General features: G+C 44.9%; 17 protein-coding genes and 1 pseudogene. 10 read left to right on the plus strand and 8 right to left on the minus strand.

The genetic code is table 11. From position 1 onward, the window contains the following. Positions 1 to 140: 140 nt before the first annotated feature. The 5 genes and pseudogenes from FEF09_RS34910 to FEF09_RS22385 form a co-directional block, all read right to left on the minus strand. Positions 141 to 2,112, minus strand: a pseudogene (locus tag FEF09_RS34910) (glycosyl hydrolase family 95 catalytic domain-containing protein). Between the two features lie 13 nt (positions 2,113 to 2,125). After that, entirely contained in the window at positions 2,126 to 3,346 is a 1,221-nt protein-coding gene (locus tag FEF09_RS22370; RefSeq protein ID WP_146307170.1) for a DUF4998 domain-containing protein, read from the minus strand. A gap of 18 nt (positions 3,347 to 3,364) precedes the next feature. Further along, the gene (locus FEF09_RS22375; protein ID WP_146307171.1) at positions 3,365 to 4,624 is read right to left on the minus strand and encodes a DUF4959 domain-containing protein; all 1,260 of its coding nucleotides are present in this window, start codon (positions 4,622 to 4,624) and stop codon (positions 3,365 to 3,367) included. A gap of 36 nt (positions 4,625 to 4,660) precedes the next feature. Beyond that, positions 4,661 to 6,577, minus strand: a complete 1,917-nt coding sequence (locus tag FEF09_RS22380; protein WP_146307172.1) for a RagB/SusD family nutrient uptake outer membrane protein — start codon at positions 6,575 to 6,577, stop codon at positions 4,661 to 4,663. A gap of 10 nt (positions 6,578 to 6,587) precedes the next feature. Further along, positions 6,588 to 9,833 carry a SusC/RagA family TonB-linked outer membrane protein gene (locus FEF09_RS22385; protein ID WP_146307173.1) on the minus strand — a complete coding sequence of 1,082 codons (3,246 nt, stop codon included), beginning with the start codon at positions 9,831 to 9,833 and terminating at the stop codon, positions 6,588 to 6,590. 188 nt (positions 9,834 to 10,021) lie between these two features. Between FEF09_RS22385 and FEF09_RS22390 the strand changes: the two genes are divergently transcribed. The 7 genes from FEF09_RS22390 (at position 10,022) to FEF09_RS22420 (ending at position 19,803) form a co-directional block, all read left to right on the plus strand. After that, a complete protein-coding gene (locus FEF09_RS22390) occupies positions 10,022 to 10,942 on the plus strand; it encodes an AraC family transcriptional regulator (RefSeq protein ID WP_146307174.1) in 921 nt (306 codons plus the stop codon). 79 nt (positions 10,943 to 11,021) lie between these two features. After that, the gene (locus FEF09_RS22395) at positions 11,022 to 11,627 is read left to right on the plus strand and encodes a hypothetical protein (RefSeq protein ID WP_146307175.1); all 606 of its coding nucleotides are present in this window, start codon (positions 11,022 to 11,024) and stop codon (positions 11,625 to 11,627) included. Positions 11,628 to 12,001: 374 nt separating this feature from the next. Then, positions 12,002 to 12,565: an RNA polymerase sigma-70 factor gene (locus FEF09_RS22400; protein WP_146307176.1), complete on the plus strand. Its 564-nt coding sequence runs from the start codon at positions 12,002 to 12,004 to the stop codon at positions 12,563 to 12,565. 64 nt (positions 12,566 to 12,629) lie between these two features. After that, on the plus strand, positions 12,630 to 13,637 hold the full coding sequence (locus tag FEF09_RS22405) for a FecR family protein (protein ID WP_146307177.1): 1,008 nt from the start codon (positions 12,630 to 12,632) through the stop codon (positions 13,635 to 13,637). A 12-nt stretch (positions 13,638 to 13,649) separates the two neighbouring features. Then, positions 13,650 to 17,066 carry a SusC/RagA family TonB-linked outer membrane protein gene (locus tag FEF09_RS22410; RefSeq protein ID WP_146307178.1) on the plus strand — a complete coding sequence of 1,139 codons (3,417 nt, stop codon included), beginning with the start codon at positions 13,650 to 13,652 and terminating at the stop codon, positions 17,064 to 17,066. Between the two features lie 11 nt (positions 17,067 to 17,077). After that, the gene (locus tag FEF09_RS22415) at positions 17,078 to 18,529 is read left to right on the plus strand and encodes a SusD/RagB family nutrient-binding outer membrane lipoprotein (protein WP_261387677.1); all 1,452 of its coding nucleotides are present in this window, start codon (positions 17,078 to 17,080) and stop codon (positions 18,527 to 18,529) included. A 23-nt stretch (positions 18,530 to 18,552) separates the two neighbouring features. Continuing rightward, positions 18,553 to 19,803, plus strand: coding sequence for an alkaline phosphatase family protein (locus FEF09_RS22420; protein ID WP_261387678.1), 1,251 nt, complete (start codon positions 18,553 to 18,555; stop codon positions 19,801 to 19,803). Here FEF09_RS22420 and FEF09_RS22425 read toward each other — a convergent pair. Further along, entirely contained in the window at positions 19,777 to 20,310 is a 534-nt protein-coding gene (locus FEF09_RS22425) for a DinB family protein (RefSeq protein WP_146307180.1), read from the minus strand. The two genes, FEF09_RS22420 and FEF09_RS22425, sit on opposite strands and share 27 nt — an antisense overlap. A 148-nt stretch (positions 20,311 to 20,458) precedes the next feature. On the opposite strand from FEF09_RS22425, the gene FEF09_RS22430 reads away from it, so the two are divergent. After that, entirely contained in the window at positions 20,459 to 21,301 is an 843-nt protein-coding gene (locus tag FEF09_RS22430) for a rhomboid family intramembrane serine protease (RefSeq protein WP_146307181.1), read from the plus strand. 112 nt (positions 21,302 to 21,413) lie between these two features. Here the strand turns inward: FEF09_RS22430 and FEF09_RS22435 are convergent, their stop codons facing one another. After that, positions 21,414 to 23,537 (minus strand): T9SS type A sorting domain-containing protein, encoded by a 2,124-nt coding sequence (locus FEF09_RS22435; protein WP_146307182.1) that lies wholly within the window; start codon positions 23,535 to 23,537, stop codon positions 21,414 to 21,416. A 121-nt stretch (positions 23,538 to 23,658) separates the two neighbouring features. Continuing rightward, positions 23,659 to 24,330 (minus strand): suppressor of fused domain protein, encoded by a 672-nt coding sequence (locus FEF09_RS22440; protein ID WP_146307183.1) that lies wholly within the window; start codon positions 24,328 to 24,330, stop codon positions 23,659 to 23,661. Positions 24,331 to 24,457: 127 nt separating this feature from the next. On the opposite strand from FEF09_RS22440, the gene FEF09_RS22445 reads away from it, so the two are divergent. Beyond that, positions 24,458 to 25,171, plus strand: a complete 714-nt coding sequence (locus FEF09_RS22445; RefSeq protein WP_186774463.1) for a TIGR02117 family protein — start codon at positions 24,458 to 24,460, stop codon at positions 25,169 to 25,171. Positions 25,172 to 25,220: 49 nt separating this feature from the next. Further along, positions 25,221 to 26,102, plus strand: a complete 882-nt coding sequence (locus tag FEF09_RS22450; protein WP_146307184.1) for a helix-turn-helix domain-containing protein — start codon at positions 25,221 to 25,223, stop codon at positions 26,100 to 26,102. Positions 26,103 to 26,149: the final 47 nt, after the last annotated feature.

Here is a 26,149-nt window from a genome sequence, read left to right on the forward strand (position 1 = left end):
ATAAATCCTGCGTGGCTTTGTATCAGCATTTCAGCGATACCTGCTGTTGCACCGAAGTTACCGTCGATAACATATTCTGGTAAACGCCGCCACCTGCACCATAGTTGATATCAGTTCTGGCTGTTGGTTGAGCAATTCTTTCAGCAATTTGAAGGAGCGGTTGCCATCCTGTAATCTCGCCAGAACAGCAGCTTATAAGCGATTGTCCAGCTGGGACCGTCATCTCCTCTTACTTCCAGCGTTTTCTTTGCTGCTGCTGCCAGATCAGGCGTATTTTCTGCGCTGATCAGCGAAGCAGGATACAATCCCCAGAGATGTGAAATATGTCGTGCTGTGGTTCTGTTTCTTTATAGTCTTCCAGCCACTCCATGATCCTGCCATCCGGCGCAATTACTCCGGGAGGTGGTAACAACGTTACTTTTTGTTGCAGCTCTTTTTTGAAATCAGCATCAAGTCCCAGTTCGGTAGCGGCGGTGATAACATTGTTGAACAGATCACGTACGATCTGGTTGTCAATCGTAGCGCCAATACAGATGCTGGCATGTTTGCCATTGGGCAGATAGAATGCATTTTCAGGTGAGGAAGAAGGTGACATCACCAACCAGCCGGTTTTCTCATCTTTTATCAGCAGACTGTTATAAAACTCCGCAGATCCTTTTAATACAGGATAGATGTCTGCGAGGTACTTTTTATCATTGGTAAATGCGTAGTGCTCCCAAAGGTTGTTACACAGCCAGCCGGAGCCAGACTTCGTAGCACCCCATGAGGCGCTTTCTCCGGGTTCGGTGAAGCCCCATACATTCGTAATAACATGCGCCACCCATCCCGGTGCATTGTAATAAGCTTTTGCGGTACGCTGACCGGGTTCCACCAGTCCTTTTACGAGATCTGCCAGTGGCAGATTCAATTCAGACAGATTCGATACTTCCACCGGCCAGTGATTCATCTGTACATTCACGTCAAGATGGTAATCACCGTTCCACGGAGTATGCACCTGATTGCCCACAAGCCTTGTAAGTTTGGAGGCAACAGGCCTTTTCTGGTGCTGCAGATAGTCAGATAACGTCCAAACTGATAGAACAGGACCGGCAACTCATTGTCTGCAGCAGCATTGTTATAAAATGCGGCCAGCCTTTTATCAGTTGTCAGCGCCCCGGCAGTACCTTTACCCAGATCTACCTGTACTCTGTTAAACAGTTTCGTATAATTACGGATATGCGCCTGTTGCTGTGCTTCATATGGCTTTTTTACAGCTGATGACAACACAGTGCTGATCTGTTTCCTGAAATCATTTTGATGGAAATCAGTACCGGCTGCCACATAGAGGATCACCTCTGTCGCATTTTTGATGACCAGCGCATGTTCTTCTGTAGTGATTGTACCACCTTTCAGTTGTGCTTTTACATTCGCCTGATATTGCATGCCTTTTGCATCATTACCACTGTCCAGCTGACCGTACAACAGCAGTTCGCCGTTTTCTGTGCGGGTAGCAGCTTTTTCCGGACGACTCATCGTGATACGTAAATTCAACTTGCCGGCCTGACTGGCAGTGAGCCGGATAAAAGAAAGATCATCTCCAAAACTGGTGAAGTACTCCCTGTTATAGGTCACGCTATTTACTTTATAACTACAGGAAGCAATGGCCTGTTGCAGAGATAATTTTCTCTCATAGGCTGTTGGTTCCACTTTGTCCGCCTTGTCATATGAAAACTGTATCTGCAGTTCCCCCAAAGTCTGGTAACAGCCAAAAGGAACGTCGCCGGAGCCTTTACCTGTGCAGATAAAGTCTTTATCCATTAATGACTGCGCCTCATCATTACGACCCGCTTTCAGCAGTTCCTGTATCTTGGGCAACTGCTTATAAGCCTCATAATTATTGGCATCCTGTGGTGCACCTGACCATAAGGTGATGTCGTTCAGTACCACTTTTTCTGTCTGAATGCCACCATCCGGCATCATTCCCAAACGTCCATTGCCCAGTGGCAATGTTTCTTCCCATACGGCCGCCGGTTTGTCATATTTCAGCGTAAGTGAACTTTGCTGCGCTTTACAAAGGGCAGCAGGCATCATCATGACAATAGCGGTAATAACGTGTTTCTTTAAGATCTTCATCAGTTTATTATGCTTATTCTTTGTTCCAGAAGGTAATTTCCGACAGGTTCACATAACTTGTCTCTCCGTTGGCATTATGGAGGAACCTGATACGGATATAACGTACAGGCGGAGGATTGTCAATCAGGTTGGTTTTGTAGGCATTGTTGCCATTGTCTGTTCTGATCACTTCTTTTAATAATGTCCAGCCTTTATTGATCATCGCATCTTTCCAGCCTGCGTCATTCGGATTCATTTCAGGGATGGTATTGTTGAGATCAGCGATCCCCCATACTTCGAATTGATCAGGATTGTTACAGCAGTCTCTGCCTGTTTCCTCGATCACGCCAAGATTGTTGTATACCTTTCCCATATCAAAGCTGAGTGTTCTCGGCAATGAGCCGTTTCCATCCGCATGGAAGATATTCGGATATCCCTGCGGACCAACGGAACCATCCCATAATCTGCTGACTCTGGTATCTGACTGATAGATACCCATATCTCCCCACATGTCGCGTTCCTGAAACAGACTCTTGTCGCATTGCACCAGCCTGTATATATCAGGGAAAGTGTCAGCACGCAATGTATAGAATGTATCCAGTGCATTTGACACAGGAATATAGGAAGATTGATACAGAACAGGAGTACCAAATTTATAGTCGGTCAGTGTGAGCATATCGTCGGCCGGTGCCAGTGATTTGCTGACTTCCTGATTCTGCTGATTGGTATACTTCAATGTTGTGCTGATATTGATCGTATCAGGTGCAACAAAACGGAGTGTTACTGAATTGTCTTCATTAACAGTAAAAGGATTATCAGCGTCTGTCAGTCTGTTATTGAGTGTCGCAGTATATACAGATCCATACACTCTGGCATTGCTGATCTCCGTGGCTACGGAACGATTTCCTTTTGCATCATAAGAATAGACTGTAAAAGAATATACATATTCTGACAGACCGGGGATCGTGCATTTTACCGTGTCTGTTGTGTTGTGTGTCGATGCTGCAATGTTGAGCGAGTCAGCGCCATTGTTCCAGAAAACCCTGTATTGCACAATACTCTGATCAGGGCTTGGCTGCCATATCAACTGTATTCTTCCATTACCGGGCATGGCTTGTGGATTGGCCACTTTACCGGGATACACTAATTCTTCCCCATTCAGAAATTCACGGTAGTCCGTAGGTTTCTTGCTGCATCCGAGGACGGTGAGTAAACCGCCGAGCAGACATATGTTAGCTATTTTATATCGTTTCATTGTTTGCTTTTTTGAAGGTTATCTCGGATCGCCCCAGAATGACAGTTCGGTAACGTTGAAGAAATTGTTGGTCTGCGCCATATTGGAAACACACTCAAAACGCAGATATCTCACCTTTGGCAGAGTCAGGGAGAAATTGTAGCTGAACCCTGCATTCCAGAACAGCAGATCTGCATTGGTGTACTGTGGGTTCGGTAATCCGGATGGTTTATCCGGCGCTGTAAAGAAGCCCATATTGATCCAGCCTTTTGGCGTCATTCCTCCTACTGGTGGAAGGTGATTTTCATCCGGCATTGTTTCATCTTCCGGACTGTCCTCTCGTCCCCATAACACCCATGTCCTTGGCGCACCGGCCTGCCATAACCATGTACCACTTCCATCAATACCTCTGTTCCAGATAGTATACCGGCTCAGTCTTGCAGCTTTACCCATGTCAAATGTGATCACTGCCGGCCATACCAATGGTTGTATCGGTTGTTCGGTATGATATCCCGGAGATCCCGTATTGTTATTCCAGAGATTTTCTATTGACCATCCAAAGCCTGTTCTGGCGTCTGTACCCAGCTGATAGCTACGGAACTGTGATTTATCCATTTGCGCCTCATAAACAGGCGTAATAGTGGAAAGGAGCGTGTCTGAGATGTTGCCCCACTGGTCGGTCACATATACACCGAATTTCTGTGGAATGGTATCATATCCGTGCAGACTGAATGAGATAGTATCCTTATCCGTATAGTTCTGCGCAATGATCTGATACTTGTTGGTCTGATCCGGGGCAATAACAATGATCCCCAGATTAGCTTTCGCCTTGTTGATCGCGTCTATCTGTACACCGCCGAAGTCCTGACGCATCGTTACGGTAGGACGGGACAGCAGATAGGGTGGCGTATCGGGATGTACTTTGACACTCACCGGTTCTGATGATACCTGTGCCCGGCTTACTACGCGTAATTCTACGTCATAGTCCTGACTCTTTGCAAAACCACTTACGGTAACGCTGTCGGAATAATAAGAGGACTTGGTTTCCCTGCTTGTCTTATCATTGATCTTGTAAGTAGCCTGTACATAAAGGATGTTGGAAGACTTAGGCAACGTATAAGTAATATAGGCGCCTCCATTAAAGTTCACCACCTTTACATCTTTGACAGGATCCGGTTTGGTCATGTCTGTAGATACGATTTCGTTGTAACCGTCAATCTCCTTACAGGAGAAAGGCAGTAAGCCTGATATAAAGAATAACAGCAGCAGCTGTTGTATATGACGCATTTTAAATTTCATACCGTGAATGTTGTGTTGATCAATAGATGCGACGCTTTACCAGTAAAGGGTCTGTACCAGATTCGGATTCGTGAGCAGGTCATAGTCCTGAATAGGATAGAGATAGTTCCGCACACCGAAAACGGTCTGCTGTGCAATTCTCAGCTGATAGTAACCTTCGGTTGTTCTGTTGAACACATTCCATCCCTGTAATGGTGTACTCAGTACATTCTGTAACTCTTTCCATCTGCGTAAATCCCATCCTGCCTGACCTTCGAAGGCTGTTTCAATTCTTCTTTCCTGATGAATAATTGCACGTAATCCGTCTTTGGTATTATACTTATTCGGACTGGTTGAGTATTGGGACCATGATTCCGCTACTCCTTTCAAACCCGCTCTTTCTCTTACTTTGTCGATCCACAGGAAAGCATCAGCACCCGGTCCGTTTACTTCATTCAGACATTCTGCATACAGCAGCCACAGACTGGTCAGGCGCATGAATGGCCATGAATAGTTCTGTTGTACGCTTGTTTGTCCGAAGGTAGTCTGATAAGGTACCAGTTTCTTCGCCCAGTAACCCGTCGCGTTATAACGCAGCTGATCAGGAGGTGCAGCGAATCCGTTCACCGCATTGACGAAGTTCGGATTGTTATCATCGAGATTGCCGGAACCAAACCATACGCTTCCATCAAATGCAACATCTGCATAATAACGGGGCTCACGGTTAAAGTTGCCTTTTACAGTGGTATATCCTTTTTTGATATAATAGGCATGTGAATCGTCGCCCACCTGTAGTTTGTAACGGTTCTTATAATCCCATGTTCTGTCTTCGCTGATCGGTACACCGTTTTTACTGTAGAAGAGCTCTGACTGACCAATCGGTACAGAGAAGTTCGAATACACCGCAAACACATTCGCAGCTGCATCTGCAGTGACTCTCGGAGAGGCCATGTACTGCCAGCCAAACTGTGGATTGAGTGTCCATACCTGTTCAGGATTCCAGCTATCTACAAAGGCGCCTTGTATAGTCAGCAACCTGCGTGTTTCATCCGACATATGCACAATACCTCCGCTCAGTCTCAGCTGATACAAATTGGCGCCCGCAGCAGTTGCTGCATCAATCGCATCCTTACAGGCTGCCATTGCCAGTTGCCATTTGCTCTCGTCATAAGCTGCTGAAAACAGCTGCGTACCGTCTTTTCTCTTCATCGCTACATAGTCACGGTTACCATTGAATAATGGACTTGCAGCGGTTGCCAGTACTTCTGCTTTTACAGCTTTTGCTATTGTTGCACTGATACGACCCTGTTCGGCAGCCAGATTCTGTATCACCGGCGGAAGATCTACGATCGCTTCATCCAGTAAGCGTACTACATAACTGAAGCAGGAGTCTACAGGTTGTTGTTTTATTCTTACATCGTCTATCGAAGCATTGACAGGTAAATTGACATCCACGATAGGAATGGGGCCATACATTCTGATCAGCCAGTAGTGAAAATAGGCTTTCAGAAATTTGGCTTCAGCAGCCCATCTCTTACGTTGAAACTCGGGCAGATCAAGTGGTATGTGTACGTTCTCCAGAAAGATATTACACTTACGGATGGCCTGCCACATGTTCAGTCCCATGTTATAACCATCCCAATAGTTTAAAAGAGGATTGGCGCTGTTCTGTATTCCACGCAGAATACTGAAACCGGCGTCTCCACCGCCACCACCTAATGTGGTCTGATCCTGTAATGGATAAGGGAACATGACTTCACCCGAAGTGGTAAAGCCGGCGTTACGACGTATATCTGTAAGTGCCTGCATAGTGGCATAACAGCCAAACAGGTAAGCCTGGGTTTCATTCGCGTTAGCAAATGCACTTTCCAGCGTAGCAACATCGTCAGGTACTACGTCCAGATATTTGTTACAGGACGATAGCAGACATATAGATAAGGCTGTGCTGATGAATATTTTTATGATGGTTTGCATCTGCAATCATTTATAAGTTGACATTGATACCAAAGTTGAACACCTTCTGGATAGGATAAGCGAATCCCTGTCCGGCCTGTTCAGGATCCCACAGTTTGAAGCTGCTGAATGTGAAAAGATTCAGACCGCTGAAGTAAAGACGCATATTTCTGATATGCATTTTTCTGGCAAAGTCCTTAGGGATAGTATATCCGATCTCCAGTGATTTCAGTCGCATGAAACTACCATCTCTCAGCCACCATGTGCTCTGCTGCTGGTTGTTCAGGATGTCAGTGGTGGAAAGGCGTGGCCACAGCGCATAAAGATTTTGTTTTTCTTCTGACCAGTGGTCATCAGCATACGCCTGAAGGATCTGTGCATTATTGATAAATGGTGCAGTACCATATTTACCCCAATATCTGTCATCCTCTGAGGTTGCATTGATGAAGAAAGATTCTCTTGCAAGACCCTGGAAGAAAGCATTCAGGTCAAAGTTTTTATAACCAAATGAAAAACCGAAACCATAGATGATCTGCGGAGTAGTGGGCAGACCAATAGGCACCTGATCGTCCTGATTGATAATACCATCTTTATTCACATCCCTGTATTTGATATCACCACCGATAGGTAATGGGGAAGAACCAAACAACTGAGTAGGAGAGTTTGCCGCTTCTTTGTCATCTACAAACAGTCGCTCTGCGATATAACCGAATGGCTGGTTGATCGGACGACCGGTCTGGAAGCGATAATCATACTTGTATTGCGGTTCTTCGTAGCGGCCGTACTTATTCGCAGTAGCGGTAAAGTTAGCCAGTACAGATACCCAGAAGTTTTTGTTGATAGTTTGTTTATAGTTGATATTCAGATCCAGACCTTTTGCATAAGCAGTACCCACGTTGGATTTAACTGCTGCTTCCAGACCATTGGTAACAGGAATATAACCACGTTGCTGCAGGATATTATACCTGTATTCATGATAGATCTCTGCCGTAACATTCAGTTTGTCAACGAATGTCATTTCTGCGGCAAGGTTTGTTTTGCGGGCCGTTTCCCATGTTACACCCGGATTAGGATAGTTGCGGATAGTAGTACCGTACAGTTTCACACTGTTGTTGGTGCCGAATACCGCAGAAGGTCCATTAACATCATCCGGTTTAACATTGGACAGATAATAGAAACGGGTGTTGTCGATATTGTCATTTCCGACAAGACCATAGCTACCTCTCAGTTTAAATCTGGTCAATACATTGGAGATCGGTCCTTTCCAGAACTTTTCGTTTGACACTACCCAGCCTGCACCGATCGTCGGGAAGAATCCCCAGCGATTCTGCATAGAGAAACGTTCAGAACCATTGTACCCGAAGTTGAATTCAAGGAAATATTTCGTGGCATAAGAATAGGTCGCTCTGCCTGCGAGTCCGAGGTTACGGTATGGCAGTGAATATTGTAATGATGGTTGGTTTGTCTCCGGATCATTTGCATCCGCATTCAGCTTCTGCTGACGGGTAGCAATGATGGCGCTACTGATATTATGTTTGCCGAAAGCACGAGCGTAATCGATTGAGCCCTGCAAGTAAAGAAAAGTGTTTACATCCTTGTTACCAGGGTAGTAGCTAAGAAATTCCTGTGCAGATCCTGGTTGATTGTTCAGCCATGTCAGTGAATAAGTATTGCTGGGCTGGTCGTAGTTAGCTACATCATAGTAGAAAGGCAGGTAAGATCTGGTCAGATCAAAATATGCGTAACGGTTGGTACTGAATAAGCCATGGAAGGCCAGTCCTTCGGTGATAAAGTTGAAGTTCTGATTAAGCTCGAACTGTGCAGACAATCTTGATTCTGAAAAGCTTTTATAACCATACATCAGCGAAGCATATGGATTGGATTGCAATCCGCCGGAAGTAGTTAGTGAATTACCAAACAGGATATGTTTGGTCAGGAGGTTGGCACTATCTGCCGGGAAATAGGCTGGAAATGCTACCGGACTGGTATGCAGTGCTCTGTCATACATATCACTTGCCAGACCGGAACGGTCGCCGGTAATAGGACCGGTGTATTCGTTGAAATTACCCCATAGACGAACAACTGCTTCAGTGGTTTTTGTCAATTTTACATTCACATTGGAACGAAGCTGATAGTTTTCAAACTTCATGGAAGAGTTAAAATTGTTCACCGGATTTACCTGCAGGATTCCATTATCCCTGTCATAAGAACCTGCGATATAATATCTCGCTGCGTCTGTTCCCCCTTGTACGCTGAAATTCGCACGCTGTGTGGTTGTCTGATCTTTGAAAAGTGTTTTCATCCAGTCTACTGCCGGATATACATATGGATTGTGGCCGGGTGCCTTGTCCATAGTCGCCTGTGTATTGATGATGTCATTCGGTGTATAGAGCGGAGTGGCCAGTGGATTTCTGGTAGTCAGCGCTTCGTTATACAGTCGCATGTAAGTCACCGGATCTGCCAGTTTAACCGTCTGTGTAGGACGTGAAATAGAGCGCTCATAACGGACATTCACATTGGCTTTACCTGCTTTACCTTCTTTGGTGGTTACAAGGATCACACCGTTTGCACCTCTTGCGCCATACAGCGCAGCAGCACTGGCATCTTTCAGGATGGAGAAGCTGGCGATGTCATCTACCTGCAGACGGGCAAGGTCGTTGGCACTCAGTTCGATGTTGTCCACAAGGATCAGCGGACTTGCACTGTAACCGAAAGTGGTCACCCCACGGATAAAGAAGTTGGAGTTGTCCAGACCGGGCTGGCCTCCGCGTTGAAAAGCAACCATACCCGCAATCTGTCCTGCCATCGCATTTGTCAGGTTGCTGGATGGAATTTTCAATGCACCGGGATCGATCGATGTAACAGATCCCACAACTGCTTCTTTTCTCTGTTTACGACCATAAGCAACCACCACCACTTCTTCCGCTTTGAATGTGGTCGGCTTTAACACAAGGTTGATTACTTTGGTAGAATTACTAACGCTGATAAACTGTTGTTCAAAACCTACGAAGGAAAACCGGAGCATTGTACCCGGTTCAACATCAAGGATGAACTTTCCAGTCTGGTTGGTCGATGTAGCGACGTTTTTTTTGTTTTCCGCAACAATGTTCACTCCTTCGAGTTTTGCGCCTGACGAATCGGTAATCGTACCGGTGACGGTGATTTTGGCCGGCTGTTGTGCAAATGCGTTGTAGGCAAAGAACGTGGAAAACAGCGTTAATAGGTATACGTGTTTTAGCGCCCCGGGTAACCGGGACATGGAGAGGATACGTGGCATAAACCAGCTTTTTGGGAAATTGTGTTAGTGAAAAATGCTATTTCATAAATGGAATTATCTGGCAAATCTATTTCATCACCTTTGCGGTGTAAATAGTTAATTCGTCTATTTTGATGAATTATTCCACGATTATTCGTCGGGAATAAGTATTTTTCAGTTACAAGAAACATCAAAACAACAATCACGTTATGGGGACTTTGAAGAGAAGGGACGGCTTCGAAGGAGAACAGTTAATAAGTCTCCCCGAGGCAGTCTGGAAAAACGCAATCAAAATCAATCCTGTATTGGGCCAGCTGTATATTACCCATATCGGTTATTTTCCTAAAGCCGCCTTTCATTATAGAGACAGAGAGAAAGGCTGTGTTGATAATATACTGATCTACTGTACGCATGGTAAAGGCTGGTACTCAATAGACGACAGGACATTCAAGGTCGGCATGAACGAATACGTCATCATCCCTGCAACGGAGCTTCCTTTACGCTATGGATCCGATGATGAAAACCCATGGACCATTTACTGGGTGCACTTTACAGGGAAAGACATGGCCGCATTTAATCAGGGGTTCAATATCGGTTTATATGACGGACCAAGGCATATTCACAGAAATGAAAAAGGCATTCAGCTGTGGAACACTATGTTTCAATGCCTGAAAATGGGATTCGGAAAAGACAATCTTGGCAAGGCAAACCTGCATCTGTACCACTTTCTGGCTACTTTCCTGTTTCCGGATAAAACACTCCGCGAGCGACAGCAAAGCCGCGACAGGATCAATGAAACAATCATTTACATGCAGCAACATCTCACTGCTGTACTGACAGTAGAAGAGCTTGCACAGCTGGTAGAACTGTCTCCGTCTCATTTTTCCACGCTGTTCAAAAAGACGACCGGCATGTCACCGCTGAACTATTTTATCCACCTGAAACTGCAACAGGCCTGCCTCTTGCTATACACGACAGATATGAAAATCAAGCAGGTCGGTGTAGCAATAGGTTATGATGACCCTTACCATTTTTCAAGACTGTTCAAGAAGAGTATGCACGTCAGTCCGGAACACTACCGGGGCATGCGCAGAAAGGATCACGGAGGGATGGATTGTCTCGTGTTGTGATATATATTATTATACAGGCACCAGATTTTTTGACGCAGATATTTTTTTAACACATTTGCATATTTTTTTCACTGGTCTATTGAAGGGCAAGACCAGCAATGGTTTCAGCGAAGATGAAAAAGCGGCTGGTATGGTGCTCTACCAGACCAGCGACGGGAGTGCTGTGATTGTTTACCAATTTAGTTTTATTTTGGCCGATGGAATCGCCGGCGCATTTCCGGCAATGATAAAACTAACAGGTATGAATATGAAAAGGCTTTTCCTCGGTATGACATTTTTCCTGAGTCTGGTATGCTCAGATATTTTCGCACAGCAAACAAAACCAGCCAGACAGTTGCGTGAAGGCACACATAATTTTACGCTGCAATGGATCAGCTGGGATAAACCCGGTAAAGTGCAGATAAAGAAACAGCAGGATGGTACATTTACCGTGAAAGGAGAACAACGTGGAAATGATGGTGACTTCGTTACGATCGATGGTACACTCACTGTCGTCACTTTCGCAGAAATGACATTCACCGGTAAGATACAGACCAGATATGCCAATATTAACAAGGGAGAGGTATGTGATAAAACAGGTACTTATCACTTCCTCGCAAAAGGTGCAAGAAAATATTGGCGCCTGCAGGAAATGGATAACTGTGAAGGAAATAATGTGGTAGATTATGTAGATATCTACTTTTAATATTTAAATGAAATAATAAATGCGCTGTTTGCAGATAAATGCAGGCAGCGCTTTTTTATTCCTGCCTGCAACCATGATACATCAGACTGTTGTATTTTTAGCAAATAAAGTATCCGGTATCGTAGAGATGTGTATCATACAGTACTCATCCTATACTCATCCTACCTTAATGCTACGTTATTAACGTAGCATTAAGGTAGGATGAGTATAGGATGAAGCAGATCACATCTGAAAGAAAGCATTCCGATTACAAAACGCGCCGTTTTCAGCTGCCGGTATGTATAAAAGTTTAGTAATTAACCCCTGATGACACGTTCTAAGACTTAATAAAAACCTAACATTAAAACCCGCGCCCGCCCCTTAGCTTTGTGCCAATGGCACGCCAGTCTTTCGATGATAACTACTACCTGCAATTATTCATCTCCGGCAGCGAAGATGCATTTGATGCTATCTTCAAACGTTATTATGAAGGATTATTGCAGTTTGCCAAGGTACTTCTGCCATACCCCACAGATGAAGCAGAAGACATTGTAGCTGAAATGTTCTGTACCTTATGGCATAACCGTCGGCAAATAGACATTTCCACCACTTTAAGCGCTTATTTGTACGTCTCTGTAAGAAACAGGGTGTTTGACTATTACCGTAAGCGTAAGACGATTTTTAACCTCCCGGAAGAAGCACTGGCAGATACCCCGGATGCTGGTTATCAACAACCTGATCATCAGCTGATGTATAAAGATATTACCTCACAAATACAGTCGCTTGTCGCTCAGTTACCACCCCAGATGCGGCTTGTATTCAAGATGCACAGATATGAAGGATTCAGCTATGATGAGATTGCGGGTCTATTAAATATATCTCTGAATTCCGTTAAGACACACATGTTCCGCGCACTCAAATTCCTCAAAGCAGCCTACCCAATGTTACCAATATGTTAACTCGTTTTTTGCTGTCACGAACAGGATCAATCTTATCGTCCTTGTCTTTGTAAACGGAAAAATATTGGAACAGCAGGAGCTTTATTTACTGATCACAAAGCATTTTAACGAACAGACCGCCCCATGGGAAGAAGATTTTTTGGCTGATTGGCTGGTGAGCGCAGAAGAGAACAGACAAACCTACAGCGCACTGAAAGACATATGGCAAAGCAGCTATCAGCAACATGATGAAGTATTGGTCAATGCAGCACTGCAGGATGTGAAACAACGCATCAGCAGACGTCCGCAATCACGACTGATCACTATTATTAATCAATACCGTACACAGATCGCGGCCGCAGCTGTTGTAGCAGGTATTATAATAAGCAGTGTACTTTATCTGCGCCATAACGGAGATGGTAACGCTATCGCCTATATGGAAAAGAAGAGCTTACCCGGTCAGGTGCTGAAAGTGACAATGCCAGACAGTACAGTCGTGCACCTCGCTCCACAAAGTAGTATCCGTTATGCACCCGATTTCGGAAAGGGTGATAGAAAAATCATTCTGGAAGGTGAGGCATTTTTCGATGTCAGCAAAGACGCACATCATCCTTTTACCGTACAGGCAGGTCAATTGTCAGTACAGGTATTGGGTACGCGTTTCAATGTCGCACACTATAAAGGTGCAGACAGCGCTGCCGTATCACTGGTAGACGGAAAGGTACAGGTGAGTGTTCCCGCTCAGCCAAAACCGTATGAACTACAGCCAGGACAGGAATTGTATTATGACAGTCACGCGCAGCATGCTTACACCAGAACGTATGATGTGGAATCTGTAACCGGTTGGACGTCCCGTTTACTCGTATTCCGCAACGAAACACTGGCAGTAGTAGCCCGCAGACTGGAGCAATTGTATGATGTCGAGATCACCTTCGCAGACCCGGCTATGGCTAATTACAAGCTTTTTGCAAAGTTTAGTGACAAGCCACTCAATTACATTCTGAACGTGATCAAAGCAACGGACAATCTTGATTACACCATTGACGGAAAAAAGATCCGATTTACCAACAACAACGCCTATCAATCACGCTAAATGCATGAATTTATGTTTCCTTTTTACCAACATCTGAGTACCGCACGCAGTAAGGTAGTTTTATGCCTGTTGCTTTGCTGTGTGTTTTCATTGCCATTTACAACCGTAAAGGCAGGAATGCGCGCGGACCTGCACAAGGTGCCCTGCTCCCTGACCGTACATAATAAACCATTGGAAGAAGTGTTCGAATTGATCGAACAACAAACGCATTACGCCATCATCTGTGTGGACCAGTCCGGACTGATGGAGAAAAAAGTAAATCTGACCGCAAGAAATACAACGCTGGAAAACGTATTACAGCAACTCGCAGGACAGGTCGCATTTAACTACAAGTGTCTGGATAATAACATCATTGTAAAAGCAGGTACTGTGAATGCCCCGGGAGATCCCGCTGAAAAAACCATTTCCGGTAAAGTAACGGATGCTAAAAAGCAAGCCTTGCCCGGCGTATCTATCATGGTAAAAGGTACCAAACGTGGTACGATCTCCACTGATAATGGTGACTTCCAGATCAAAGCAAATGAAGGAGAAGTGTTACAGTTCTTTTTCACGGGCTTTCAACCTTATCAGCTGACTGTTGGTAAAGGTGAAACATATCAGGTAACCCTGCTGGACGATGAGAAGAAACTCTCCGAAGTACTGGTAACCGCACTCGGTATCAAAAAGGAAAAAGCAAAAGTTGGTTATTCTGCACAGGAAGTAAAAGGTGCTGACCTCGTAAAGGCGCGTGAGCCGAACGTGATCAGTTCACTGACAGGTCGCGTGGCGGGTCTGACCATCAGAAATACCACTGACCTCTTTCAGGATCCGGGTATTTCCCTCCGTGGTGCAAAACCATTGATCGTTATAGATGGTATCCCTGATCAGTCAGCGGATCTTTATAAGATCAATGCAGATGATATCGAAAGTATGACCGTACTGAAAGGTGCTTCTGCTTCCGCATTATACGGTTCTATAGGCTACAACGGCGCTATCATGATCACTACCAAAAGAAGTGGTTCTAAAGACCTGAGCGTTGATTTTAACTCTTCTACACAATTCCAGACCAGCTTTATCCGCATCCCTAAAGTGCAGACCACTTATGGTAACGGTTTCAAAGGTGAATATCAATATATAGACGGTTCCGGTAGCGGTCCTGAAGGTTTCGGCTGGATATGGGGCCCTAAACTGGACCAGCGTGATCCTTCCACACCAAGTGGTTATTATGAAACACCACAGTTCAACAGCCCTGTTGACCCTACAACCGGTAAACTGGTACCATTGCCTTTCCTGTCCCGTGGTAAAGACAATGTGAAGAATTTCTTCAGAACAGGTGTTATCACCAGCAATAACATCAGCTTCACAAAATCAGGCGACAACGGTACTTTCAGGGCTTCTGCTTCTCATATCTACCAGCAGGGTATCGTACCCAATACAGACCTGAAGAACACTTCCTTCAATATGGCAGGTAATTACAACCTGACAAAGAACTTCAGCATTAACGGTCGTGTGAGCTACAACAAAGAATATACACATAATTTTCCGGAGACAGGTTATGGCCCTACCAACTACCTGTACAACCTGATCCTGTGGACAGGGCCGGATATTGATGTGCGTGACCTGCGTAACTATTGGGTACCGGGTAAAGAAGGTATACAACAGCGTCATTACAATATTTCTTATTATAACAACCCTTATTTTCAGGCATATGAATACCTCAGAGGATATGATAAGAATAACACTTTTGGTTCTGTGGATCTGGATTATAAGATCAGTCCTTCTTTCAGTGCGAAATTCCGTACAGGTATTAACCAGTACAGCCTGAACCGTAATTATAACGAGCCTAAAAGCTATATCGGGTATGGTAATAAATCAAGAGGTCAGTATACAATTACCTCCGACACTTATTTCGATGTGGTGTCTGATCTGATCGTAGATTATAACCATACCTTCAGCGAACACTTCAAGGTGCATGCACAGGCAGGTGGCTCCAACTATTACCGTAATTTCAAATCAGTATCCAACAATACAGATGGCCTGACCATTCCAGGTCTGTACAATCTTGGTAACTCTGCGAATGCGGTACAATCTGCCAACTCGTTGGAAGAACGAAGAACGGCGAGTGTATATGGTATTGTTGACGTAGAACTGTACAATGCGATCTATCTCTCCCTCACAGGACGTAATGACAAGATCTCAAGATTACCTGTTGAGAACAATAGTTTCTTTTATCCTTCCTTATCCGGTTCGGTAGTGATCTCTCAGCTGACGCGTTTACCTGAATGGTTCTCTTTCCTGAAAGCGAGAGGTGCTGTATCCCGTGTATCCAGCGGGGAACTGACTGAAGGTTATACCTATGGTTACCTGCCCTCCTATGATAAGGGTACTATCTGGGACGGCGTACCCGGTTTGAAATATAAAGATGTTATCAGAAATACATCCCTGCGCCCGCAGACTTCCGATAGCTGGGAAGCTGGTGTTGATGCTAAGTTTTTCGGTAACAGATTGGGTTTTGAATTAACTTATTTCCAGACCAAAGACTATAATAATATCCTGAGCATTCCGGTATCTCTGGGTAGCGGTTTTGCCAGCAGACTGAAAAATGGGCACGTTTATCAGCGTAGAGGGATTGAACTCGTAACAACGGCAACGCCAATCCGTAAAGATAAAGTCAGATGGGATGTGATGCTGAACCTGAGCACTTATCATCGTTATCTGAAAGAAATTACGGATGGCACTAAACTCGGTTATCTGAAGGCAAATGACAGAACAGACAGGATCTTCGCTACAGTTTATCAGAAAGATCCTTCCGGTAACATCATTTACAGAGCGGATGGATTCCCATTGGAAGATAATATTCAGCGTTATATTGGTAACTCAGATCCGGATCTGATCTATGGTCTGGAGAACAGTTTCTCATATGGCAATTTCAGCCTGCGTTTCCTCGTAGATGGTCGCCTCGGTGGATTAATGTATTCTACTACCAACCAGAAAATGTGGTGGGGTGGTACACATCCGGGTACCGTTAATCAGTTCAGAGATGATGCCAATGATAATAAATCAACTTTCGTAGGTAAAGGTGTGGTAGTTACTTCAGGTCAGGCCACCTATGACTCAGATGGTAACATCGTGAGTGATGACAGAAAATTTGCACCAAATACACAAGGTGTGAACTATATCGACTACATGACCAATACCAGCAATGGTGCAGATGTGAACTATAACTATTATTCACAGAGCTTCCTGAAACTGAGAGAACTTACACTTACGTACAGAGTGCCATCCAAATGGCTGAAGGGACGTGTGTTCCGCGCTGCAGATATCTCTGCTGTAGGCCGCAACCTGCTGTTGTTCACCAAAATGCCGAACGTTGATCCGGATTCAGGTGTGGATAACTTACAGACGCCTTCTACAAGAAGCATGGGTGTGAACCTTAACCTTAAATTCTAATGTCAGCAACAATGAGAAAAATATTCAACATAGCAGCCGCCCTGCTGATTGTAGCAACAGGTTGTAAGAAATTCGAAGATTTTCAGACGGATCCTAACAAGCCTACAGTATCTACTCCGGATCTGTTGCTGAGTACTGTGATACAGGATGCATTTCAATCCACTACGCTGGGCGCTACACTGGCTACCAGACAGATGGTGTTTGTGAACAGCGTATCTAATGAGCAGTATTATGGCTGGACACGCGCAGGCTTTGATACTTATAACGACCTGCGTCAGGTAGTGAAAATGGAAGAAGAAGCTAACAGAATGGATAAGCCGGAATATATTCCTCTGGTAAAATTCTTTAAGGCTTATTACTTTCTGAAGCTGACAAATACTTTTGGTGATATTCCTTATTCAGATGCATTGAAAGGAGAGAGCGGTGGATTGTCACCAGTGTATGATAAACAACAGAATATCTTTGTATCCATACTGGATGATCTGAAAGCAGCCAATGCACTGATCACCAATACTACTGCAGCAGTACAGGGAGATATCCTGTATGGTGGTACCATGCAGCAATGGAAAAGACTGATCAATACCCTGTCTTTGCGTACACTCATGAGTCTTTCACTGAAAGAGAATAATGCGTCTTTGAATGTGAAGGCAAGATTCGCAGAAATCGTGAACAATCCTGAGACCTATCCACTGATGACAGGTAATGATGATAATGGTGAACTGGTGTTCCATGATGTACTGGGTACCCGTTATCCTACTTACAATGACAATGACCTGCAGACAGCTTACTATATGGATGCAACCTTTGTTGATCTCCTGAAAGGATTGAAAGATCCGCGTTTATTCAGTTTTGCAGAAAAAACACCTGATTCTGCGGCATTGCCGGACAATAATTTTGCAGCTTATGGTGGTGCGAAAGGTAGCGATCCTTTGAATGATAACAGTACGAAAGTACTGGCAGGTGAAGTATCCAAGATCAAATCCCGTTATTTCAACAATCCTGTGAATGAACCAAGTATCGCTATTGGTTATGCAGAACTGCAGTTTATTCTGGCCGAAGGGGTTGTACGCGGATGGATCACCGGTAGTGCAGCTGATTACTATAAGAAAGGTATACAGGCTTCTATGTTGTTTTATGGTATCGCCCAGACTTCTATAGATCAATACCTGACCACAAATCCTTTCCCTGCTGCTGATCAGCTGAAAGCTATCATGACCCAGAAATACATCGCTTCTTTCATGAACAGTGACTGGAACTTCTTCTATGAGCAACGCCGTACCGGTTTACCTGCTTTTGATGTTTCCGGCGGCGGTGTGCTGAACGATAAGAAAGTACCTAAACGCTGGATGTATCCTGTGTCTGAATTACAGAATAACCAGACGAATGTAAATGCAGCTATCAGCAGTCAGTTCTCCGGCAATGATAATATCAACGGAATTATGTGGTTACTGAAAGCAGAATAAGTTGTATTTTATAATTTTAAGTCATGATGAAGAAAATATACCTGGCCTCCTGCTTATGCCTCCTGCTGGGAGGAGCAGCACAGGCACAGCAAAGAGAAAAGAAGGTGGTGTTTGTCATTGCAGATGGTATTCCGGCAGATGTACTGGAAAAACTGCAGACGCCTGCGATTGACCGTATTGTTGATGCGGGCAGGTATACGCGTATGCATGTAGGCGGGGATAAGAATACCTATAACCAGACGCCTACCATATCGGCGGTAGGGTATAATAGTCTGCTGACGGGTACCTGGGTGAACAAACACAATGTGCCTGATAATGACATCACTGATCCTAACTATCATTATTATAACCTTTTCCGCCTGTTTAAAACACAGTATCCGGCAAAGAAGGTCGCGATCTATTCCAGCTGGCTGGACAATCGTACCAAACTGGCGGGAGATGGACTGGCACAGGCCGGAAATGTGCATATCGATCTGCATGCAGATGGTTATGAACTCGATACTGTTCATTTTCCACATGACAGGAAAAGGGACTTTATGCATGCTATTGACGAAAAGGTGATTGATGAGGCAAGCGCCGGTATCAAAAAAGACGCACCATCCCTGTCATGGGTATATCTGGAGTATACCGACGATATGGGACACGGCTATGGTGACAGTCCGGAGTTCTACAAAGCAGTTGAACTGATGGATAAACAGATGGGGCGTCTCTGGGAAGCGATCACCTACAGACAGCAACATTTTAAGGAGGATTGGATGCTGGTAATAACTACCGACCATGGCCGTGATGAAAAGACCGGTCGTGATCACGGCGGACAATCTGCGCGTCAGCGGAGCACATGGATGGTAAGCAGTTATAAGCCTGCCAATGAGTATGCCCGTTATTATGAGCCGGGTATTGTGGATATCATGCCTACTATTGCCCGTTACCTTCATATGGATATTCCGGTAGGTACGGCCCGTGAGATAGACGGTATCCCTATGATCGGTAAAGTAGCGGTAGCGAATGTAAATGCCAATTTCATACAGGAGCAGATCGACCTGAAATGGTCAGCCCTGCAGGATACAGGCAAGGTGAAGATATGGGTGACCACCACAAACAATTTCAAAACGGGAGGTACTGACGAGTACAAATTGCTGGCAACTGTACCCGTACAGGACCGTCATGCGCTGATAAACGTTGGGCAATTGCCGTCCCGCTTTTATAAGATCGTACTGGAAACAGATGCTAATACTGTGAATACGTGGTTAGATCTGGATGCCAAGTCCAGGTAAGTAACGCTCTTTCAGTATCCGCAGATGGTGTAGTTCATGTCCGGGAATGATATAAGCCAGTGTCCGTACAGAGACTGGTTTCCCACTGGCGGTGCCTATCACGGTTTCCTGCTCTTTTTTAAGATTACGTAAGAGGAATATAGTAGATTCCCGTACTACCCTGAATTCATTTGCCAGGTCCTGCAATGTGCGGTCATTGGCAAATGAGTTCGGGACGTAATCGTCCTGTTCAAAGCCGGGTAAGCCCTGTTGTTCTCCACGGGCAAAACACATCAACCGGTAAGCAAATACCCGCTCTGTATCGATCATATGCCCCAAAGTTTCCTTGATCGTCCACTTCCCCGGAGCATACGCATAACTTCCTTTTTCTTCAGGAATCTTCGTAAAGAACGCATACGTACTGTCTTTCAGTTCTTCTGCGATAGCCGGTACTTCCGCATCACCGACACAGTTAAGATAAACTTCCTGGTAGGGTACAAATTCGCCAGGTTGAGGTCTTGAAATCATGGGTGCGATTTTTGCTAATATTAATTAAAATTCCGTGAAAGCGCGAATTCATGACGGCAGAATTGGATATATTTGTAGTAATCGCAATATCCGAGTGAACGATATATCCGGCTGACGTTCCCTATAGTTATTTTAAAACCCGCATTGAATGGCATACATTGGTCTTATTAACCTCTTACTGATTGTTGTAAACATTGCAGTGTCTTACAAAGGACTAAAGGATCGTTCCTTTTTTAACAAGTATTCTTTTGAAGTGGATCGTATCCTGATAGAAAAGGACTACAAACGACTGATTTCCTCCGGTTTCCTGCATGTCAGCTGGATGCACCTGTTTTTCAACATGGTATCACTTTACCTGTTCAGTAGTAGTCTGGAATTAAAGCTGGGGCCTACGGCTTACCTGACTTTATATTTTGCCAGTCTGATTGGCGGTAACCTGCTGTCCCTGCTGATTCACCGGAACCATGGGGACTACAGTGCGGTAGGTGCTTCCGGAGCTGTTTGCGGGGTTATTTTCGCTTCCATCGCCGTGTATCCTGCTATGAAGCTGGGTTTCTTCGGAATACCCTTCTCTATCCCCGGTTGGGCGTATGGCGTGTTATTCGTTTTATACTCCGTTTACGGAATCAAATCTAAGAAAGATAATATAGGACATGAGGCGCACCTTGGTGGTGCATTGATCGGGATGATTGTGGCATTGTGTATGGTACCGGAAGTAATTGCGGAAAATTATCGCACCATACTGTCTATTCTCCTCCCGGGCTCCCTTTTCGTTTATGTGATTGCCCAATGTCCGCATATACTGTTTATCGACAATAAGTATTTTAAAGCGCATGTCGGCGATTATGATCTGGACGACAGGTATCATCTGGAACGTGCCGGTCAGCAGCATGATCTTGATTATCTGCTGGAAAAGATCCATAAACGTGGCATGAAAAGCCTGACCAGAAAGGAGCGGGATATGCTGATGAAATACTCTGAGGAGGTGTGATAAAGCCAGTTCCTGACCTTCGCTTCAAAGACTGCCTGATAGTTTCAGGTATCCATAAAAGAAAAGCGCCTGTATCATATTTTGATACAGGCGCTTTTCTTTTATGGATATTTTAGTGAACAACTACAATTTCTTTTGTGACTACTTTCTTCCCATTACTCAACCTGAGATAATACATGCCGCTTTTCAGTTGAGAAACAGGATACTGAACACTGTTTCCTGCTACCTGCAAAGGTTTCTCTTCAATGAGATGACCCGCGGTGCTGAGAATGGATAAGGCAATTTTTCCCTGCCATCCTTTATCAAACTGTAAAGTAATATGATTGTTGGCAGGCTGTGGATAGATACTGAAGCCTGCTTCATTTGCTGTTGTTTTAGAGACAGCCGCTGTTCTTGCCCCAAAATTGGCCGCTGTTGTATCACTGATGATGATATCGTCTATATAGGTCTTAAAATTGCCGGTTTCATTGCCATGTACATAATCGACAATGATCCGGTCAATTGTTTTTCCGCTTAACCATCTGCCGATGTTGCAACTTACCTGTGACCAGCTGTTTACGGTACCGTGTCCGGCACCGGGATGCATCGATACACCATTCTGGTCAACCGCGCCTGCATCCCGCAACGAAGTACCATCTGTCATAATCAGATCTACTGTAACATAACGGGAGATGTTATTGGTGGGATAGAGCCAGAAACTAAGTCCGGTACTGGCGGTAACCGGAATATTGACGTCAAACACTTTATAGGCGCAGTAAGCATTCGCAGTAGCAGAAGTGGCCCTTCCAGCAAAACGGATGGCAGAAGGCCCCGTACGGCTGACCTCATTCTGCACAATACCACAGATAGGAGTGCCGGTACCATTATCGCCGGTAACATTGGTAGGTATAACACTTTGGTCGGGTGTGTCTGTCCATGTAAGTGTAGCGTCATATTGTGCCTCCATACTGGTACGGAACCAGAGTGGTGCAGTGGAATAAGGGATAGTGACATTGGTGGTCAGCGGCGCAGTACCTTTCAGTACTTTAGTCGCCTGTCCTGCCAGTCGCAGATAGAAGTCGGCGCCGATATAGGTACCATCTGCACTGGTTGTCAGGAAATATTGATTATTAGGTACCGCAAAGTAGCTATCCGCCATTTTTGCAATAACAGTACCTTCATCATATTCATCAAACATGGCGATATAAGCCGTGTTCATCCCCAGACTTTTGATGTTGTAAAGCTGACGCCAGAAGAATTCACCTTTGCTGCGGGAAATCTGGTTGCTGGTACCACCATTCCAGTTGCTCCAGGCAAAGCCGGGAAATATAACCGGCTGATAATCCAGTCCGTTTGCATTACAATACGCCAGGTCAGGTGCCAGGTTCTCATTTTTGAAATTATCAGCACCTTCAATGTTGCCAAACCGGCCTACAGCCCATGGAGACAGCATATTGAATGCTTTGTATACATGCTCATATCCGGCATAGGAATCGCGCGTTCCTGTACGCCATCCGGCAGGTACACCACCGATGACATAATAGCCTTTGCCTTTCAGCCAGTTGATAATGGCGAGGCTGTTAGCAGGTTGGTTGCTGCGCTCATTCAGGCCGAAGCCCCATATACAGATAACAGGTTTGCCGTTCTGATGGGCATAATAAGGGGACTCCTGCGGACGAAGATCATTTTCAATATGCAGCCAGTCTGCTTTGAAGAAGGCAGTATCGTCCGCATTCATATCATACATGATATAGAAAATACGCTGATACTTTTCGGCACTACGTCTTATTCTGAGTACAAGGCTGTCCATACTTGCTTTATAGACGCCGTCTCTTGTAGGGCCCAGAAAGCGTTGTTGTGCGACACCATCAATTCCGTTTTGTTGCATCCATGAAAAATGCAGGTCGATGGTTGTCTGTTTCCATGAGGTGAATAAGCGGGCATTACGGCCATCGTTCAGGTTGCCCAGAGCGGTCTGGAACAGGTTGGCAGCCGGGTATTCCGTTATATCCGGATAGGCTTCAAAAGTGATACGTCCGGGTGCTGGCTTAGGTGTGTCTGAACGATATCGGCCGGAGCTCCAGTGAGACCATCTCTCAATGGGCGAGCCGTCGCCGTAGCAATTGAACCATGCCTGATATCCGCACATCAGTTTACCGGTCACTGATTGTGCTGCAGGCGCTACCTGCGCGTTGGAATGGAGTGTGATGGTCAGTAGTAACGTGAACACTAAAGACCATGCTGAGGGTTTTCGCATAGAGGGTTTGTTTTGATTGTTTCTCAAGATATAATACATGCATACCTGTGTACATGGAGATGTTCACAGGTATGCACATTTATAGCAGTATACAATGCAGTTTCTACGCGATCGTAATGTACTAAACTACTGATGGTCTGTCAATGTCAGAAATGGTGGCATTCCCTTGTTGCAGTAGCAGTTCGGCCAGTTTCATACGGCCTTCTGCACCATGTTGGGTTACGTATTCAAGTTCTGCCAGTGTCAGTAATTTTACGTTGACGATTTTAACCGGTTCGATTGTAAGCTCGAGGGTATCGGGTACAGCTTCATCAGGGAGTCCCATAATTACACCCACTCTTCCTTCCTCATTCACAAATTCAGCAGGGACGTCCACATCGTAGAATTCACTGGTAATATAGGTCATTTCCTCCAGCAGCCCTACGATGTTTCCATGATTGGCCATTAGCTGTGCTGCCTGGTAGGCCATCTGAAACTGCCACGTATTGCTTGCCTGTCCTTCGATAGGAGCGGAGGCTACATAGACTTCCAGTCCGAATCCGTTGTAAGGGGCATTCGCATTGTTTGTCTCCATATCATCATAAGGATCGCTCAGTCCATCGCTGGCAATGATCGTACGATCAGCCCGGCGGATAGTGGCGTATGCCTGTCTGAGTGAGGGCCATCTCGGACCGCCCATAAAGGAAGGATTGATTGCATGGGCAATCACATCAGGGTCCAATTTGCCAACCGTATTCCAGTATTCGTCCCTTAATTTGCAGGAGGCCTCGAAGTGTTCCTCGTAGGTATTCATTGGAGTTGTATTTTAATTCCTGTAATGTATAATAATATGCTTATGAAACAAAGTGTTGGCTGTTTTTTAACATAACCTGACTACAGGAATAGTTGACAATCTACCGACAGATTACTAATTTTAGCAGATGGAAGCATGGCTTCCGGTAAATAAAACAGCATTGAAGAAAATTATCAAGATTGTTGGGTGGACCATTCTGACCCCGGTATTACTCGTAGCCCTGTATCTGTCAGCAGCTTATGTACTTTCACGCATTTCCGTCGATAAAGAAGAACCTTCCGGAAATGACATCACATTGTTCATCCTTACCAATGGCGTGCATACTGACCTTGTAATGCCTGTCAGAAATGCACAGATCGACTGGAGTAAAGAGGTGTTATTTTCCAATACTAAAAGCAATGATACCACTGCACAGTGGATCGCTTTTGGATGGGGGGATAAAGGCTTTTATCTGGAAACGCCCACATGGGCAGATCTGAAGTTTAGTACCGCTTTTAAGGCCGCTACCGGACTTAGTACCTCCGCTATTCATGCCACTTACTATTACAGTATGTCAGCAGGTAGTGATTGTATAAAACTGAGTACAGACAGCGCACATTACGCAAAACTGATCAGGTACATACAAGAGAGTTTTGACCGGGATGAACAGGGGCGTATCATGCATATTGTAACGGATGCCAATTATGGTAAAACAGATGCATTTTACGAAGCAAAAGGCAGTTATAGCCTGTTTCATACCTGCAATACATGGGCAAATAGCGGTTTAAAAAGCGGCGGACAAAAAGCTTGTCTATGGACGCCTTTTGACAAGGGGATCTTTTATCAATACAGCCACAGGTAGCAATGAGTATATAGCGCGTCCCTGTAATATTGGTTATCTTAGTGCAGGTATGGTTAAGCAGCAAATTTACTCCGTTCCCTCATTCATGCTTCCTGCGAATGTGGTTAAAGAAGAGATACATATACTGGCGCATCAGTTTACGGACAGCTGGGTGAAAAGTAAAGTCACATTAGAACAACATCTTTTCAGCTTTCTGGTAGAAGGCGAGAAGAGCGTGTTCTATGCGGAAAAGCACGCCGTGATTGATAACACACAGTTTGTATTATTATCGGCCGGTAACTGCATCATGAGTGAGAAAAAGATCTCAGCAGATGGGTTTTATAAAAGTGTCGTGCTGACTTTCGAACCGGCTGTACTCACAAGATTCTTTTTGAAATATCCACATCTGTGTGTTGAAAAAGACCATAAGGGCCAGACAGAAGAACCCTTCCTTGTTTTCCGGACAGATAGCTTTCTGCAAAATTTTGTACAGTCCCTGTGTTTGATGGCTGCATCAGATAAACCGCTGCCAATAGACCTGCGGATACTTAAATTTGAAGAGTTGCTGTTGTATATGTCTGATCGTTATCCACAACAGTTATTGCGTCTTCGGGCAAATGTGAATAGTAATGAGGAAGAGGCTGTGATCAGAAGGTCAGCCGAATCCAATCTCTATAACAATGTAACCATCGAGGAACTGGCCTTTTTGTGTAACATGAGCCTGTCTACTTACAAGCGAAAGTTTCAAAAGATATATGGTACATCTCCCACACGCTGGTTCCTGCAAAAAAGGATGGAGCAGGCAGTAGGCATGTTACTGGTACAGCGGGAGAAACCCAGCGAGATTTATCATAAACTGGGATATGAAAATCATTCCAGCTTTACACAATCCTTTAAGCAGGTGTATGGTCTGACACCCAGTGAATACCAGCAACAGAAACTGACCGTTTAACAACAACTTCTGAGCTGTTAGCCCTATATCTTCCCCTGTCTCGCATA

It is taken from the genome of Chitinophaga pinensis (assembly GCF_007896845.1).
Lineage (GTDB): Bacteria > Bacteroidota > Bacteroidia > Chitinophagales > Chitinophagaceae > Chitinophaga > Chitinophaga pinensis_C.

Excerpts from the sequence above, each read along its gene's own strand:
- FEF09_RS22370 (WP_146307170.1), bottom strand. The coding sequence starts at position 3,346 with ATGAAACGATATAAAATAGCTAACATATGTCTGCTCGGCGGTTTACTC.
- FEF09_RS22380 (WP_146307172.1), bottom strand. The coding sequence starts at position 6,577 with ATGCAAACCATCATAAAAATATTCATCAGCACAGCCTTATCTATATGT.
- FEF09_RS22400 (WP_146307176.1), top strand. The coding sequence starts at position 12,002 with ATGGCACGCCAGTCTTTCGATGATAACTACTACCTGCAATTATTCATC.
- FEF09_RS22450 (WP_146307184.1), top strand. The coding sequence starts at position 25,221 with ATGGTTAAGCAGCAAATTTACTCCGTTCCCTCATTCATGCTTCCTGCG.
- FEF09_RS22435 (WP_146307182.1), bottom strand. The coding sequence starts at position 23,537 with ATGCGAAAACCCTCAGCATGGTCTTTAGTGTTCACGTTACTACTGACC.
- FEF09_RS22430 (WP_146307181.1), top strand. The coding sequence starts at position 20,459 with ATGGCATACATTGGTCTTATTAACCTCTTACTGATTGTTGTAAACATT.
- FEF09_RS22420 (WP_261387678.1), top strand. The coding sequence starts at position 18,553 with ATGATGAAGAAAATATACCTGGCCTCCTGCTTATGCCTCCTGCTGGGA.
- FEF09_RS22385 (WP_146307173.1), bottom strand. The coding sequence starts at position 9,833 with ATGCCACGTATCCTCTCCATGTCCCGGTTACCCGGGGCGCTAAAACAC.
- FEF09_RS22375 (WP_146307171.1), bottom strand. The coding sequence starts at position 4,624 with ATGAAATTTAAAATGCGTCATATACAACAGCTGCTGCTGTTATTCTTT.
- FEF09_RS22445 (WP_186774463.1), top strand. The coding sequence starts at position 24,458 with ATGGAAGCATGGCTTCCGGTAAATAAAACAGCATTGAAGAAAATTATC.
- FEF09_RS22440 (WP_146307183.1), bottom strand. The coding sequence starts at position 24,330 with ATGAATACCTACGAGGAACACTTCGAGGCCTCCTGCAAATTAAGGGAC.
- FEF09_RS22425 (WP_146307180.1), bottom strand. The coding sequence starts at position 20,310 with ATGATTTCAAGACCTCAACCTGGCGAATTTGTACCCTACCAGGAAGTT.
- FEF09_RS22415 (WP_261387677.1), top strand. The coding sequence starts at position 17,078 with ATGAGAAAAATATTCAACATAGCAGCCGCCCTGCTGATTGTAGCAACA.
- FEF09_RS22410 (WP_146307178.1), top strand. The coding sequence starts at position 13,650 with ATGTTTCCTTTTTACCAACATCTGAGTACCGCACGCAGTAAGGTAGTT.
- FEF09_RS22390 (WP_146307174.1), top strand. The coding sequence starts at position 10,022 with ATGGGGACTTTGAAGAGAAGGGACGGCTTCGAAGGAGAACAGTTAATA.